The organism is Acinetobacter sp. WU_MDCI_Abxb74, from assembly GCF_025513915.1.
Classification (GTDB): Bacteria; Pseudomonadota; Gammaproteobacteria; order Pseudomonadales; family Moraxellaceae; genus Acinetobacter; species Acinetobacter calcoaceticus_C.
The window spans coordinates 144,615-160,067 of the sequence record NZ_JAHPRP010000003.1; the positions used below are offsets into that span (position 1 = coordinate 144,615).

The 15,453-nt window shown below is 37.7% G+C and carries 14 protein-coding genes; 8 read left to right on the forward strand and 6 right to left on the reverse strand.

What is annotated here, in order from left to right; genetic code table 11:
- Window positions 1–161: 161 nt before the first annotated feature.
- Complete coding sequence (locus tag KTH84_RS08375) at window positions 162–779, reverse strand: rhomboid family intramembrane serine protease (protein WP_262472851.1); 618 nt, start codon at window positions 777–779, stop codon at window positions 162–164.
- A gap of 158 nt (window positions 780–937) precedes the next feature.
- On the opposite strand from KTH84_RS08375, the gene nfuA reads away from it, so the two are divergent.
- Window positions 938–1,576, forward strand: a complete 639-nt coding sequence (nfuA, locus tag KTH84_RS08380) for a Fe-S biogenesis protein NfuA (protein ID WP_133974854.1) — start codon at window positions 938–940, stop codon at window positions 1,574–1,576.
- A gap of 169 nt (window positions 1,577–1,745) precedes the next feature.
- Complete coding sequence (locus KTH84_RS08385; protein ID WP_262472852.1) at window positions 1,746–4,010, forward strand: TonB-dependent siderophore receptor; 2,265 nt, start codon at window positions 1,746–1,748, stop codon at window positions 4,008–4,010.
- A gap of 23 nt (window positions 4,011–4,033) precedes the next feature.
- On the opposite strand, the gene KTH84_RS08390 is transcribed toward KTH84_RS08385, so the two are convergent.
- Both KTH84_RS08390 and KTH84_RS08395 read right to left on the reverse strand, forming a co-directional pair.
- On the reverse strand, window positions 4,034–5,041 hold the full coding sequence (locus tag KTH84_RS08390; protein WP_171459071.1) for a hypothetical protein: 1,008 nt from the start codon (window positions 5,039–5,041) through the stop codon (window positions 4,034–4,036).
- A 26-nt stretch (window positions 5,042–5,067) separates the two neighbouring features.
- On the reverse strand, window positions 5,068–6,093 hold the full coding sequence (locus KTH84_RS08395) for an alpha/beta fold hydrolase (RefSeq protein WP_262472853.1): 1,026 nt from the start codon (window positions 6,091–6,093) through the stop codon (window positions 5,068–5,070).
- Window positions 6,094–6,378: 285 nt separating this feature from the next.
- Between KTH84_RS08395 and KTH84_RS08400 the strand changes: the two genes are divergently transcribed.
- A complete protein-coding gene (locus tag KTH84_RS08400) occupies window positions 6,379–6,993 on the forward strand; it encodes a carbonic anhydrase (protein ID WP_075431290.1) in 615 nt (204 codons plus the stop codon).
- A gap of 35 nt (window positions 6,994–7,028) precedes the next feature.
- On the opposite strand, the gene KTH84_RS08405 is transcribed toward KTH84_RS08400, so the two are convergent.
- Window positions 7,029–7,652 (reverse strand): arylesterase, encoded by a 624-nt coding sequence (locus KTH84_RS08405; protein WP_133974850.1) that lies wholly within the window; start codon window positions 7,650–7,652, stop codon window positions 7,029–7,031.
- Window positions 7,653–7,696: 44 nt separating this feature from the next.
- On the opposite strand from KTH84_RS08405, the gene KTH84_RS08410 reads away from it, so the two are divergent.
- Window positions 7,697–8,389, forward strand: coding sequence for an ABC transporter ATP-binding protein (locus KTH84_RS08410; protein WP_133974848.1), 693 nt, complete (start codon window positions 7,697–7,699; stop codon window positions 8,387–8,389).
- Between the two features lie 3 nt (window positions 8,390–8,392).
- Window positions 8,393–10,855 carry an ABC transporter permease gene (locus KTH84_RS08415; protein WP_262472904.1) on the forward strand — a complete coding sequence of 821 codons (2,463 nt, stop codon included), beginning with the start codon at window positions 8,393–8,395 and terminating at the stop codon, window positions 10,853–10,855.
- Window position 10,856: 1 nt separating this feature from the next.
- Here the strand turns inward: KTH84_RS08415 and KTH84_RS08420 are convergent, their stop codons facing one another.
- Complete coding sequence (locus KTH84_RS08420; RefSeq protein ID WP_262472854.1) at window positions 10,857–11,666, reverse strand: rhomboid family intramembrane serine protease; 810 nt, start codon at window positions 11,664–11,666, stop codon at window positions 10,857–10,859.
- A gap of 76 nt (window positions 11,667–11,742) precedes the next feature.
- On the opposite strand from KTH84_RS08420, the gene mtgA reads away from it, so the two are divergent.
- A complete protein-coding gene (gene mtgA / locus KTH84_RS08425) occupies window positions 11,743–12,420 on the forward strand; it encodes a monofunctional biosynthetic peptidoglycan transglycosylase (protein ID WP_133974845.1) in 678 nt (225 codons plus the stop codon).
- A gap of 104 nt (window positions 12,421–12,524) precedes the next feature.
- Window positions 12,525–14,603, forward strand: coding sequence for a polyphosphate kinase 1 (ppk1, locus tag KTH84_RS08430; RefSeq protein ID WP_075431292.1), 2,079 nt, complete (start codon window positions 12,525–12,527; stop codon window positions 14,601–14,603).
- A 59-nt stretch (window positions 14,604–14,662) separates the two neighbouring features.
- Here ppk1 and KTH84_RS08435 read toward each other — a convergent pair whose 3' ends face one another.
- Complete coding sequence (locus tag KTH84_RS08435; protein WP_081399186.1) at window positions 14,663–14,791, reverse strand: hypothetical protein; 129 nt, start codon at window positions 14,789–14,791, stop codon at window positions 14,663–14,665.
- Between the two features lie 57 nt (window positions 14,792–14,848).
- Between KTH84_RS08435 and KTH84_RS08440 the strand changes: the two genes are divergently transcribed.
- Window positions 14,849–15,439 carry an SPOR domain-containing protein gene (locus tag KTH84_RS08440; protein WP_262472905.1) on the forward strand — a complete coding sequence of 197 codons (591 nt, stop codon included), beginning with the start codon at window positions 14,849–14,851 and terminating at the stop codon, window positions 15,437–15,439.
- Window positions 15,440–15,453: the final 14 nt, after the last annotated feature.

A 15,453-nucleotide genomic window follows, 5' to 3' on the forward strand; every position in this document is an offset into this window, starting at 1 on the left:
TCTGAATTATTAAAAGAATTGGCATGAGTTTAATCAGATGGTTTTTGCAATCAAAACAAGGAAAAGATCAAAGAAAATCAGAAAAAAGACTGAGAATTTATGGTGATAAATAAATGAGAAAAAAAGAAAAGCCCATTACGGGCTTTTTTTGAATGCTTGACTTAGAACGGAATACGAGTCAGTTGATCTAAGAAATGTGGAATCACTTTAGGTTCGATCAAAATGGTTACAAGGACCCCGTAAGCTGCACCCCACAAGTGAGCACTATGATTGATATGACTATTGCCACGTTTGCCCGCCCAAATACTGTACACTACATATAAAACAGCAAAAATAATCGCAGGAACGGGAATGAAGAATACAAAAATCAGTTTCCATGGCTGGAATAAAATATAGGCAAATAAAACAGCGGAAACAGCACCAGAGGCGCCTAGACTTGCCCAGTTTGTATCATTTCTATGTTGTAAATAGCTAGGTAAAATCGCAAAGATCAAAGCACCTAAGTAAAACAATACAAAACCCATGTCATAAAAATATTGGCGGTAAAAACTTTCAATAATGCTGCCAAAGAAAAACAGGGTGATCATGTTAAAAAGTAGATGGGTTCCATCTGCATGAATAAAGCCATGGGTAATGAAACGATCAAATTGACCTCGCTGCATTGCTGGTGGCCAAAAGATAAGTCGATTCATCACATTTTGGTTGCTAAAAGCAAGTAAAGAGACAATGACCGTAATAATAATAAGGGTAATGGTATGGTTAAACGGCAAATGCAACATAAGAAATATTTAAAAAATGATCAATACTGAGCCCAATAATGCCATTAAAAACTTAAGTTGAAACCCTGTTGTGTATAAATCCGACAAATTTAGTTGATTTTTTTTCAATCTACCTCATCTTCAGTTAATATAAAGGCATCAGCTTGAGGAATATTGTTATGTCGACTGAGAACACCAACACTGCTGTTGCAGAAGAAATTCCAAACCTTTTGATTACACCATCTGCACAAGAGTATTTGCACGATTTATTGTCGAAACAAAATACTCCGGGAATTGGCGTTCGAGTTTTTGTTGAACATCCGGGTACGCCACGTGCAGAATGCTGTATGGCATATAGTGCACCAGAAGAAGTGATCCCGACGGATTATAAACAGGATTATCCTGATTTCCCTGCATATATTGATGCACCATCTATTCCTTACCTTTTAGATGCTGTAATTGATTATAACAAGGACCGTTTTGGTGGTCAGTTAACTTTCCGTGCTCCAAACTCTAAAGTTCCACGAGTTGGTCCAGATGCGTCAATTGAAGAGCGTATTACTTACATTCTTCAAGCAGAAATTAATCCGGGTCTTGCAGGGCATGGCGGAAATTGTAGCTTGGTAGAAGTACAAGATAATCCAGAACATGGTTTAACAGCTGTCTTGAAATTTGGTGGTGGTTGCCAAGGATGTTCTGCAATTGACGTTACCTTAAAACAAGGTGTAGAAACGACTTTGAAAGAGAACATTCCTGAGCTACAACGTGTGGTTGATGAAACTGACCATACCCAAGCTGAAGGTGCTTATTTCAAATAATCAAATTATTTGAAAAGTGAAATAAAAAGGCCTCGATTTGAGGCTTTTTTATTATTCAATATAAATAATGATAATTATTATCAATATCATTTGTAATTTTATTTAGATTTGTTACAATGCGGAACTTAAAATGAGAGATGTTTAATAAATCAATATATTGGGAATACTTATGTCGAAGCGTATTATCCAGTCAGTACTTTCTGTTTCAGTACTGGCAAGTATGATGTCTATGGCTTATGCTGCAAAAAATGAGCAAGAACAAGCTGAACAAGCATTAGAAAAGCCTGCTGAACCTGTGAAATTGGAAACAATTTTTGTAACGGCTGAAGAGCAAGTAAAGCAATCGCTCGGTGTATCAGTGATCACCCAAGAAGATTTAGAAAAACTACCAGTTCGTAATGATATTTCTGATTATGTGCGTCGTATGCCGGGTGTCAATTTAACAGGCAATAGCGCAACGGGGCAGCGTGGTAATAATAGACAAATTGATATTCGTGGAATGGGTCCTGAAAATACGCTCATTTTAGTGGATGGAAAACCGATTAACTCTCGTAATTCAGTTCGTTATGGTTGGAAAGGAGAGCGTGATACACGGGGTGATTCAAACTGGGTTCCAGCAGAAGCAATCGAATCTATTGAAGTTTTACGTGGACCAGCGGCAGCTCGATATGGTTCGGGTGCGGCAGGTGGTGTAGTCAATATCATTACTAAAAAAGTCACTAACGAAACCCATGGCTCGGTAGAATTTTATACATCACAACCCGAAGATTCTAAAGAAGGTTCATCAAATCGTGTTGGTTTTAATGTAAGTGGGCCACTGATTAAAGATGTTCTATCATACCGTCTATATGGTAATTACAATAAAACAGAATCTGATGATGTTGATATTAATAAATCAATTGGAAGTACAGCCGCTGGGCGTGAAGGCGTTAAAAATAAAGATATTTCGGGACGCTTAGCATGGCAAGCAACAGATCAGCAAACCGTCTTACTTGATGTTTCATCTAGCAAGCAAGGTAATATTTATTCTGGCGATTCTCAGTTAAATGCAAATGCTGAAGCAGATGCAATTCTCTCGGAACTTATTGGTAAAGAAACCAATACGATGTACCGCGATAGCTATGCATTAACCCATGAAGGGGACTGGTCTTGGGGTAAGAGCAAGTTAGTTGCTCAATATGATAAGACTCATAATAAACGTCTTCCTGAAGGTCTTGGCGGCAGCACAGAAGGAAAAATTAATAATCTGGATGATAAAGCCACTTCAAGATTAGAAACTCTTCGGTTGAATGGTGAAGCCAATATTCCGCTTGAGTATTATGTACCACACGTATTAACACTCGGTACTGAATGGGTTGAAGACAGATTTAAAGATAATGTTTCGACAAATCAGGGTACAGATAGCAGCGGTTCAGGTTATGGCGATCAATTAGCTAAAGGCAATCGCAGTAAAATGGAATCACGTATTGCTTCTGCATATATCGAAGATAACTTGAAACTCACCGACAGCACTGATGCCGTGTTAGGTTTGCGTTTCGACGACCATAGTAAATCTGGTTCTAACTGGAGCCCAAGCTTAAACATTACTCAAAGACTTAATGATTATTTCACTTTAAAAGGTGGAGTAGCTAAAGCTTATAAAGCACCGAATATGTATCAAAATGCCGAAGGGTACTTACTCAGTACAAACGGCAATGGTTGTCCAGCCAATATTGATTCGCGTTGTTTATTACAAGGTAATGGTGATTTAAAACCTGAAACTTCGGTAAACAAAGAATTAGGCATCCAGTTCCAAAAAGATATTGTGAATGCAAGCTTAACTTGGTTCCGTAATGACTATAAAGATAAGATTGTGGCAGGAACGAATGTTGTTGGAACAGTCGATGGCTCAAGCACCAATGCAAATACAGGAGCTGTGACCAATACCAAGTGGAATATCTTACGATGGGAAAATACGCCTAAAGCATTAATTCAAGGTTTTGAAGGAAGTTTGGGACTAGACTTTGGCGATATTCGTTGGACCAATAACTTTACCTATATGATGGACTCGAAAGATAAGCAAACGGGTAATCCATTATCTTTGGTTCCAAACTATACAATTAACTCAATCTTTGATTACGACATTACAGATCAGTTAGATGTGAATTTTGTTTTCACTCAATATGGCCGTCAAAAATCACGTCAGTTTGCCGAAAATAGAATCGAATCTGGCATTGGTTCAGGTGGATCAAATTCTGCGATTAAGCCAAGCACTGTAAAAAGCTATAGTACCGCTGGAATTAATATGGGTTATAAAATTTCAGACAATATTAGTACCCGTATTGGTGTAAGCAACTTATTTGATAAACAAATTTTAAGAGACAGTAATTCGATTAGCCAAACTTACAATGAGCCAGGTCGTGCTTATTACGCTTCTCTAAAATATTCATTTTAATCCATAGTAATAACAAAGGCGCTTTAAGCGCCTTTGTTATTTAAAATATCTAATGCTTTTTCAGAATAATAAAATTTCTCTAGGTAAACACGAGCACGTCGTCTTAAATGCCCTGTTGCAACTAATTGCTGTAATACGGGAACAAGTAACTGAGTCAGTTCATGTTGAATTAAGCTTTCATCTATATTCAGATCACGAAGTAACAAGTCAAAATTATGTTCCTGATTACGCACATACCACGTGTAAATACCATCATGTACTTGTTGTTTCAAATAAGAAGTTTGGCGAATGTGATCCCAAATCTCATGTCCTAAACCCACAGTTTTTGATAAATCCTGAACTTCTACATAATTTTTTAAAACAGAAAGCGGCATGGTTTTAACTTTATGCCAAACATTTGCTTGAAAATGGTAGAGCTTATCATTGTCAAAATGTTGGTTTAAAACACGCTCACTCATTTGGCTGAGCTTTAAAATATTCTTTTGCAAATAATGATTAATCGTGTCGTCTAGATTTGAATCAGTCACTGTTTCCAGAACAGATTTCCCCATTTTCATAAAGCGCCCTACGCCCGGCACACGTTTTGACATCGACTCATCTAAATAGTCATGCATTGTTTGTTGAATCAGTTGAGTCAAAAGTGCTGAAAATGCAGGATTATTCACAATCGTTTTAATGATTTTTTTACGATGCTGTTCTTTACTTGCAACGTATTGCGCAATTCCGTCAATTGTTAAAACAGGAATAACATCTTCAATTGTTGTAGTGTCATTGGTTGGGTGAATCAATGCAAAGCGGATATGTTCTGCAATTTGTTCAAGCAGGGAATCAGAAGCAGGGGTGTCTAAAATCTGCTTTTGAATCAGCTGCTGAATTTGTTCAAAGGTCCAGAGGTGTTGTAGTTGCCGACTACCCAACCAATGATAAAATTGCTCAAATTCTTGTTGGATAACATGGGGCTGAGCGAATTCTTCATCTAAAAAATCAAGATGAGCTTCAATGAGTTTTTCTATAAGCGGTTGGGTAGACATAAGGTCTCACAAGTCCGAAGTTTTATTTAAGGTGTAGTCGTTCTTAAAGACTGATTTGTTTCTACTTTAAGTAAAAACGGTACATATTGTTGAATAACCAACTGCTCAGCTTCCAAAATCGGCATATGGCCGACATTTTCTAAAATAACTGGAGGCTGGGCATTTTTTAAAAGTCGTTTTAGTTCACTTGCGACTTCGACATTAATAATCTTATCTTGCTTACCCCATAAAATTAGTGTCGGTGCATCGATTGTCTTGGTGAGAACTGCAAATGAATCAGGCGTGTAGACTTTATTGAGTGCAATAAGTTGATCAACCAGTTTTTGAGTTTGAGGTGCCTGATTAATCATCAGCTTTTCTTGAGCTTCTAAAAATTCTTTTGGAATAAACGGAGGATTAAACATGGTTTGCTTTAATAAATAGTTAAAGTCACCCTTTTTAGATACTAAAAGTTGTTTTAGGTAAGCAGGATCTTTTAGATAAATTGTATTTGCTGAACGGAAAATACCGCCACTATCAACTAAGAATAGGCTTTTGGTTTCAAATGGATATTGTCCAGCATAGAGTAAGGCAATTGAACCGCCAAGTGAGTGGCCAGCAATATGAAGAGGGCCTTTTAAATTTGCAGCTTCAACAAAACGACGTAATTTTTCGGCAAGATTAGGCACTGAATAATCAAAGTCTTGTGTAACTAAGGTTTCACCACTGCCAGGTAAATCAGGAATAATGACATGGTAATTTGCTGTCAGATAACGAGAGACACGGTTCCAGTTATCACGACTCCCTCCTAATCCATGAATAAGGAGTAAAGTGGGTTTAGTGGCAGACCCACCTTCACTATATGACCAAGTTATATCACCAACTTTTAAACTTTTACTTTGTAAACCTGCCCAACTGCGCTCTTGTTGTAAAATATTCTGAAAGTTTATATCTATCGTATCAGCTGCTTGCGTCTGAAAAACACCTGTTATTGTTGTAAGGCTACAGGCCAAGGCAAGTGCCATAGCTGTTTTTTTTAGGGTAGTTTTGGTTGATACAAACAGCGTTGTCATAAGATTTCATCCTTGAGGCATAAGCGAGTTTGAAAATTATTGAAAAACTTTGCCAATGAGTCATTTGCCCAATGATCAAAAGGACAAAAATTATAGTCAATCCGAGAACCAAAGTATGTCTATTTTTTCGCTAAACAGTAGCAAATGTGCAGTAAATTCTCTATTCAAGTAGAGGACGTATTTTTAAAATTTTTCATGGAAAAGGATTTAATTTTTTGTCAGTGACATTCAAAATTTGACACATTAAAATGATTTCCAACCTTGAAAAAACAATGGAAATATAAAATGCCTACTGCGCAAGAAGTTTTAGATCGTCTGAGAGCTGGTAATCAACGATTTGTAAATGGAAATACTTCCCTTGCAAAAACCTTATCGCATCATGAACGGGCTGAAATGGCAAAGGATCAAAATCCGTTTGCGATTGTATTAGGTTGTTCTGATTCTCGTGTACCAGCAGAAATGGTATTTGACCAAGGTCTTGGTGACTTATTCGTAATTCGTGTTGCGGGTAACGTCGTTGCACCTTCACAAGTAGGTAGTGTTGAATTCGCAGCAGAGCGTTATGACTGCCCAGTTGTTGTGGTATTAGGACATAGTCATTGTGGCGCGATTCAAGCAACAATTGATACGTTGATGAATCCTGATCAACCACCCTCTGCAAACTTAATGTCGATTGTGAACCGTGTTCGACCTTCAGTTGAAATTTTGATGCAAACTGATCTAAAAAATGATTTGAAAAAACTTTCATGCCATGCAGTACGTTCAAACGTTTTTGCTTCAGTAAATCAATTACGTCATGGTTCGGCTGTGCTAGAAAATTTAATTGCACAAGGTAAATTAATTGTTGTTGGTGCTGAATATTCGCTAGAAACTGGCGAAGTTACTTTTTTTGATTTCTAATCATATTAGCAATAATTCTTAAAACTAAAAGGTGCCTATAGGGCACCTTTTATGTATGGATAAGCCAAATTAACTAGTTTTGATTGTGCTTGTGCATTTGGGTGAATCAAGTCATTTTGCATAAGCTGTTTTTGACCTGCGACACCATTTAGGAAAAATGGCAGTAATTTCACCTGATATTTTTGGCTGACAACTTTATAATTATTTTCAAAAGCTTTGCTATACGCAGTTCCATAATTTGGCGGGATTTTCATACCAAAAACAATAACTTTAGCTTTTTGTTTTTGGCTTAATTGAACCAGTTGAGACAGATTTTGTTGAATCATTTGAGGGGGTTGCCCACGTAAACCATCATTCCCACCTAATTCAATCACGACCACATTAGGCTTATAGGTCTGCAATAACTTAGGTAATCTGGCTAAAGCGCCGCTGGTTGTTTCTCCACTAACACTTGCATTGACCACTTTGTGCTGTTTGGGATACTGTTGGTCTAAACGTTTTTGCAGCAATTGTACCCAACCTTGTTTGGGATCAATTCCGTAACCGGCACTAATACTATCTCCTAAAATTAAAATAGTTTTCGCCGATACAAGCATAGGTAACATACTCAACGAGATGAGCATGATGCTTTTAGAACCAATCAAAAAAGATTTATACATTTGTACTTCGACTCTGATTCTGAATACATAGGACTTTTTACATCATGCCACAACCCATCATTGCTGCCCATCAAGTTACACAAACTATTCAGATTAACCAAAATCAGTTTACGATTTTAAAAGAGATCGATTTAGAGATTTTTGAAGGGGAACAGGTAGCAATTACGGGGCGTTCTGGCTCAGGTAAATCGACCTTGCTGGGAATTTTGGCGACTTTAGATCAACCGTCTGAAGGTGAAGTTTGGTTGTGCGGTCAAGCTGTTCATCAGCTAACAGAAGAACAACGCGCTCAAATTAGAATGCAACATATTGGTTTTGTATTTCAGTCTTTTCAACTTTTACCTCAGTTGAGTGCGCTTGAAAATGTGATGTTGCCCCTAAGGTTACGTAAAGATTTCGATTATAAAACCGCAGAGAAAAAAGCTTTAGATTGGTTACATCGAGTGGGACTTAGTCGTCAGGTTGAACAAACACCTAAAGTCTTATCTGGAGGAGAACAGCAACGTGTTGCAATTGCACGAGCACTGATTGCAGAACCACAAATTATTTTTGCTGATGAACCGACTGGAAACCTAGATGGTCAGACAGCACAAGAAATTGAGAGTCTACTTTTTGATTTAAATCGAGAGTTAGGTACGACTCTGATTTTGGTGACCCATGACCGTAATCTAGCAACCCTTTGTCAGCGTCATGTTGAATTAGACGACGGCCGACTAAAGACAGTACAGGGTGGTTAAATGATGCGCAATCTTCTAAAACCACTTTTACTACAAAGTTTCCGCACAGGTGGATTATATCTGCTCATAATTGCTCTATCGCTTGCGATCAGTGCAACAACCGCTCTGAAATTTAGCAATGACCAAGTTAAAAACGCTGTCAGTTTGCAAGCTTCGCAAATGTTGGGTGCTGATTTAGTTTTATCAAATAATGAACCTATTGAACAGTCTTGGAAAAAAAGGGCAGAGCAGCTTGGCTTAAAGCAAACTAAGGTCACTCTATTTAGTTCTATGGCTCATACCCAAGATCAGTTTGTTATGGTCAATGTAAAAGCAATAGAGCCTTTATTTCCATTAAGAGGACAGTTAGAAATTGAGCCAAAGACGCAAGCAATTCAATCTGGTGAAGTCTGGCTAAGTCAAAGGGCTGCTGATTTACTTAAAGTAAAACTTGGTGATGCTGTTTCTATTGCGGATGGCACCTTCCGTTTTAGTGGCGTGATTGTGCGTGATTCAAATCAGGAGTTAGGTTTCTCTGGCTTTTCTCCCACGGTTATTATTCATCAAGCTGATATTGCTAAAACTCATGCAATTCAGACAGGAAGCAGAATTGATTACCGCTTATTAATGGCAGGTAGTTCTGAACAGGTTCAAGCTTTCTCTAAGCAGTTTAAACAGCAGCATCAAACTACAAATAAAGAATTAGATGAAACGGCAGGCTTGCGTTTACGTGATGCAAGTGAATCAAATAGTAGATTATTACGCCCACTTGAAAACTTAGATATCTTTTTGCAACTGGCCAATATTTTAACAATTTTATTGTGTGGTATTGCCATCGCTTTAACGAGTCAACGATATGTTCAACAAAACCAAGATCACATTGCGCTTCTCAGATGTTTAGGAGCAAGTAAGTTCCAAATCTTGTGGGCATATATTGGACTACTGTCTATTGTTAGTGCGATTTCGATTGTGATGGGTAGTCTATTAGGTTTAGTCATGGGGTATGGCCTGCTCCAACTGATGTTACAACTCATTCCTCAGCTGGAATTAAGTTTTTCGCTAATACCGCTTTTACTTGGACCTTTACCAATCGCTATTTTTACGAGTGTGATTGTGCTGCTCGGTTTTATTTTGCCAAGTATTTGGGAGCTTTTAAATACACCGCCTATTCGGGTTATTCGTGAACAGGCAAAATCTCGAAAATCATTATTCTTTATGTTTTTTGCCGGTATTAGCAGCCTGATTGTTTTTAGTTTGGTGTTGAGCGAAAACTTAATGCTCAGCATTCTGGTTTTGGTTGCTATTATCGTTCTTTGTATTTTTCTTTACACCGCTGTTTGGTTATTGCTTCATAGCTTAAAAAAGATGAAAAATCGGTTGTCTTTTTATATTCGCTCTCCGTCTCAAAGTGCATTACAAATTACTGCTCTGGCTTTAGGATTAAGCCTCATTACAGTGTTAAGTGTATTAAGAACAGATTTATTACAGCGTTGGCAGCAACAACTTCCAGAAGGAACACCTAATCAGTTTGTTTATGGGTTACCGCCATTCGACTTAAAAGATTTTGAACAACAGTTGAAACAAAATGGTTGGCAAAGCACGCAGTTATATCCAAATATCCGTGGCCGATTATTGGCAAAGAATGATGTACCTTTTTCGGAAGAAGCTATAAAACAAAATAATTCTTTACGTCGTGAGTTAAATTTAACGCAATCGAATCAATTGCCGAATGACAATGCCATTACAAAAGGTCAAACTCAGTTTAATGGAGTGGGGCAAGTTTCTGTTGAAAGCAAAACGGCTGAAAGCCTAGGCATTCAAATCGGGGATGAGCTTAGCTTTAGTCTGCCGGAAGGCACTTTACAGGCCAAAGTTATTAACTTCCGAAGTGTAGAGTGGGAAAGTTTTAGCCCTAACTTTTTCTTTATTTTTTCACCTAAAACGTTAGATGAAAATGCTGGAAGTTACTTGGGTAGCTTTTATGTACCTAAGCTAGATCAACCAAAAATGATTAATATCATTCAGCAGTTTTCGAATACGGTATTTATTGATGTTGATCGAATTTTAGATGAAGTAAAACGCTTAATGAATGTTTTGGTCAAAATTGTGACTGTACTGGCAGCATTAGTTGGGTTTTCAGGCGTATTAGTTCTTGTTGCATGTTTAAATCTATTAATGGATGAGCGACGCCGTGAAGTTGCTTTATTACGTTCATTTGGTTTGTCAAAAAACAAAATGAAGCAAATGCTTAGTTTTGAGATAGGGTTTTTAGGATTGTTAGCAGGCATAGTTGCCTGCTGTTTCGCAGAAGTAATTAGTGCTATTGCAAGCTATAAAATGAATATGGCAATACAGTGGCATTTCGAAATATGGCTAATTTTACCGCTTGGCATGATGCTGGTCTGTGCTTTGATTGGTCGTTATCGACTCGGTTATCTTTGCAACTTACCACCTTTACAAAGCTTAAGAGAATTAAACCAGCTGTAACTTAAGGAATAATGCCGGGGTTTTGGATGATGATTTCATGCCATAACGGAAGTAAAGGTGAATTGAGTTGTACACAGTACATATAAAAACCACCTGTAATTAAAACCGCACCTAAAAGACCTAAAATTTTGAGTGTGTTTTTAAACTTGCTGACATAGCTTAAGTACCACATCAGTGCAAGAAATCCTCCAATAACCATGCCGCCAATATGCGCGGCATTATTAATGCCAGTTGCGACAAAACCAAAAATAAGGTTGATTGCCATAATCATTAATAATGCTTTTTTATCAAGTATGTAGGCTTGATGAGGCAGAGGGGGAAATAAAGAAAGAACTGTTAACGCAGCACCTAAACCCATCACAGCACCAGATGCGCCTGCACTGACATGAGGAAGTAAGCTTTGGTCAAAATGTTGTAGTAATTCATGTCCATTTTGAATGGTCATATAACTACTTAAAAGGCTACCGAATAAGCCAGCGAGTAAGTATATCCCAATAAAATAGAAGCGGCCAAATAGTGACTCAGCAACATTACCGAAAATATAGAGGGCCCACATGTTAAGCATGAGATGAACTAAACCAAAATGAAAAAACATGCTGGTAAATAAACGTTCGGGCTGCCCAGAAAAAGTAAGTGGTGTAAAATCAGCCCCCCAATGAATGGCATCTTTCATGGCTGGGTCACTAATATCGACACCAGTCGCAATTTGCCAGACAAACAAACCTACATTGATTGCGATGAGTAGGGCGGTCAGCCACCAATTTTGTACATTGAGTTTACGATTAATGTGCGGAGGCTGATATTGAGTCATGCTATGCTTTTGTTATATATGAACATGCTTTACAGCTTAACATGAAAAAAGTTGAATACAGGAGATCAGGACGAACATGAAAGCTTTTATTGTTCGCGTGTTGTTAATTTTTATTGGGGCGATTCTCCTTATTCAACTTTGGATTTTTTCGAGTTTGGTCTGGTGGCGGACACATGAAGTGGATACGACCATGTTCATGCGAATTGATTATTGGTCTGATACATCAGAGCCGATCATTCATGAATGGCGCGACTATGATGATATTAGCGACAATTTCAAACATGCGATTTTAGCGGGCGAAGACGCAAAGTTTATTCATCACCATGGTTTTGACTGGCAGGGTATTCGTTTTGCTCTTGAGCGAAATAATGAAAAGGGTGAGATTGTTGCTGGCGGTTCTACCGTGTCTCAACAGCTTGCAAAGAACTTGTTTTTATACAATAAACGTTCATTTATTCGTAAAGGCCAAGAAACAGTCGCGACTTGGATGATGGAGCGGATGTGGTCAAAACGTCGAATTCTTGAAGTGTATATGAACTCAGTTGAATTCGGTAAAAATCGGTATGGTATTGAAGCAGCCGCTCAATATTATTATGGGAAAAGTGCTAAAAGCTTAACGCGCGAACAAGCTGCTTTTTTAGCTGCATTATTGCCTGATCCGAAATATTATCAAGATCACCGCAATGATCATAAACTACAATATAGAAAACGCGTTATTTTACGTTATATGAATGGCACCCAAATTCCTGAATAATGCTGTTTTAAAGATGTGTTAATTTTTTAGTTTTTACCAAATTGTCATATTTTTGCAGCATACTGGTTCATAGAGATTTGGCTGGATAGAGAATAGAGTTAGACATGAATACAGCGATTACAGCAACGACCCCAATAGAATATAGTTATAATGACCGTTATATCAATCGTGAATTGTCTATTCTTGACTTCCATTTACGTGTATTGGAACAAGCGGTAGACCCTTTACATCCATTGCTTGAACGAATGAATTTCTTGCTCATTTTTTCACGTAATCTCGATGAGTTCTTTGAAATTCGTGTTGCAGGAGTAATGGAGCAATTTTCTCTAGGCAATGAAAGTCGTAGCCCTGATGGCCTTACTCCTAGACAGGTTTTACAAAAAATATCTGAAACTGCTCATGCAGCGATTGAGCGTCAATATCGTATTTTAAATGAGCAAATCTTACCTAAGCTACGTGAAGAAGATATTTGCTTCTTACGTCGTGGTGAGCTAACTCCAGCCCAGTCTGCTTGGGTAAAAAAATATTTTCAGGAACAAGTTGCACCTGTACTAACACCAATTAGCTTAGATCCAGCACATCCATTTCCTCGACTTGTTAATAAAAGCCTGAATTTCATTATTACCCTTGAAGGTAAAGATGCTTTTGGCCGTCAAATCGATTTAGCTGTTGTGCCTGCACCACGCTCATTACCTCGTGTTGTACGACTACCTGATGAATTAACGGGCGGTAAAGAACATCACGTGATGTTATCGGCAATTATCCATGAGCATGTGTCTGATTTATTCCCGGGAATGACAGCAACTGGATGTTACCAATTCCGTGTTACACGTAATGCAGACTTGGCATTGAATGAAGATGTTGAAGACCTAGCTAAAGCATTAAAAGGTGAATTAAGTTCTCGTCGTTTCGGTCGTGCGGTTCGCTTGGAAGTGACCCATAACTGTCCACAGCACATTTATGAGTACTTACTTGAAGAGTTCGATTTAACCGATGAGCAATTATATAAAGTTGATGGTCCGGTAAACTTAGCTCGTCTGGTTTCAAATTTTAAGCGTCCTCATTTACGTTATGACTCGCATACCCCAATTGTGCCTAAAGTATTTAAAAAGACCGAGAGTATTTTCTCGGCAATGCAAAAACAGGATATTTTACTGCATCATCCGTTTGAATCTTTTGCGCCGGTTATTCAATTGCTACGCGAGTCTGCACGTGATCCGCAAGTATTAGCAATTAAGCAGACGTTATATCGTAGTGGTGCTGATTCTGAAATTGTGCAAATTTTGGCTGAAGCGGCGCGTAACGGAAAAGAAGTTATTGCAGTTATTGAATTACGTGCTCGCTTTGATGAAGAATCAAATATTGAAGTAGCAAACGTTTTACAAGAGGCTGGGGCAGTCGTTGTTTACGGCATAGTCGGTTATAAAACTCACGCCAAAATGATCTTGGTGGTACGTCGTGAAAATAATAAACTGGTGCGTTACGTTCATTTAGGAACAGGTAACTACCATGCGATGAATGCCCGAATTTATACGGATTATGGTCTCATGACTACGGATAAAGATCTGTGTGAAGACGTACACCGTATATTCCAAGAATTGACCGGTATGGGCAAAATGGCGAAATTGAAAAAGCTATTACATGCACCATTTACCTTGCATGCTCAGCTCATTAACTTTATTGATGAAGAAATTGCGAATGCTAAAGCAGGACGTAAAGCTCAAATCATTGTTAAAGTAAATGCATTAACCGAAGTCCAGTTAATCAATAAATTGTACGAAGCTTCTCAAGCGGGTGTTCAGATTGACCTGATTATCCGTTCGATTTGCTGTTTACGTCCGGGTTTGCCTAACTTATCAGAAAATATTCGAGTGCGTTCAATTGTAGGACGTTTCCTTGAGCATACTCGCGTTTATTATTTTAGTAATAATGGTGATGCACGTATTTACTGTTCAAGTGCAGACTGGATGGACCGTAATTTATTTAATCGTGTTGAAGCGTGTTTCCCTGTTGAAGACCCTGCGTTGAAAAAACGTATTTATCAACAAGGATTAGTGAACTACTTACAAGATAATCAACAGGCATGGCTGTTACAAGGTGATGGTACTTGGATTCGTGCTGAGCCAGCAGAGGGTGAAAAATTGCATAATGCTCAAAGGGCATTATTGGAAATTATTAAATAATGAACTCACAAGATTAAATAAAAGCCGACATTTTGTCGGCTTTTTTAATTATTTGAAATTCAAAGTAATTTAGTTAGTTTTTCTAAATGGTTGCTGGATAAACGATAATAATTTGAAGCACTGCAATATGTTTTGAAAATATGTGATTTTTTACATAAAACATTGAATTTTAAAAATATACAAATCACAAGAAATCTACTTTAATACGCCGCATTAAATATACTTAACTTTGGTAAATGAATAAGATGCAATGCTTTATTAGAAGTTTACTTATTAAAATACTTTTGGGGATAATACCAGTGACCGCCTATGCAGATCAGAAGTGTTATGGGGATATCATCGTATTTCAAAGGTTTGATGACCAAGCGATATATCCTTATTTTGTAAATTCTTCTAATGTTAAAGCTAACAAAAATGCCGAGAAAAATAAAAAAATACTCATCCAAAAAAGAAAACCAAAACAAGATGAGTTTTTAGCCCAAAAGAAAATTGAAGATGTTCCCACTAAGAAAATAGAAGAAAAGAAAAAATTTGACGGTAAAAAGCAACTTGATGCCGCTGTCGCTAAAGAAATTTTGGAAAATGGTGAAAAGAAATGGATGGTACAAGTTGCATTAGCCACTAATCAAAGTAAGGCAAGTACGGTTCAGTCGCAGTTAGAGGCGAAAGGGTACAAAGTTGTAACCAGTGCAACGACTAAAGGAATACGAGTTATGGTAGACCCTGCAAATGACTATGCCATTGCACAAATTATTAGAGAAAAAATTATTGCTGATAATAGTTTGAATATGCAATCCGCTTGGGTGTTTAAGTGGGCTTCTTTAACCCCTCAATAAAATAAAAAGGAGTC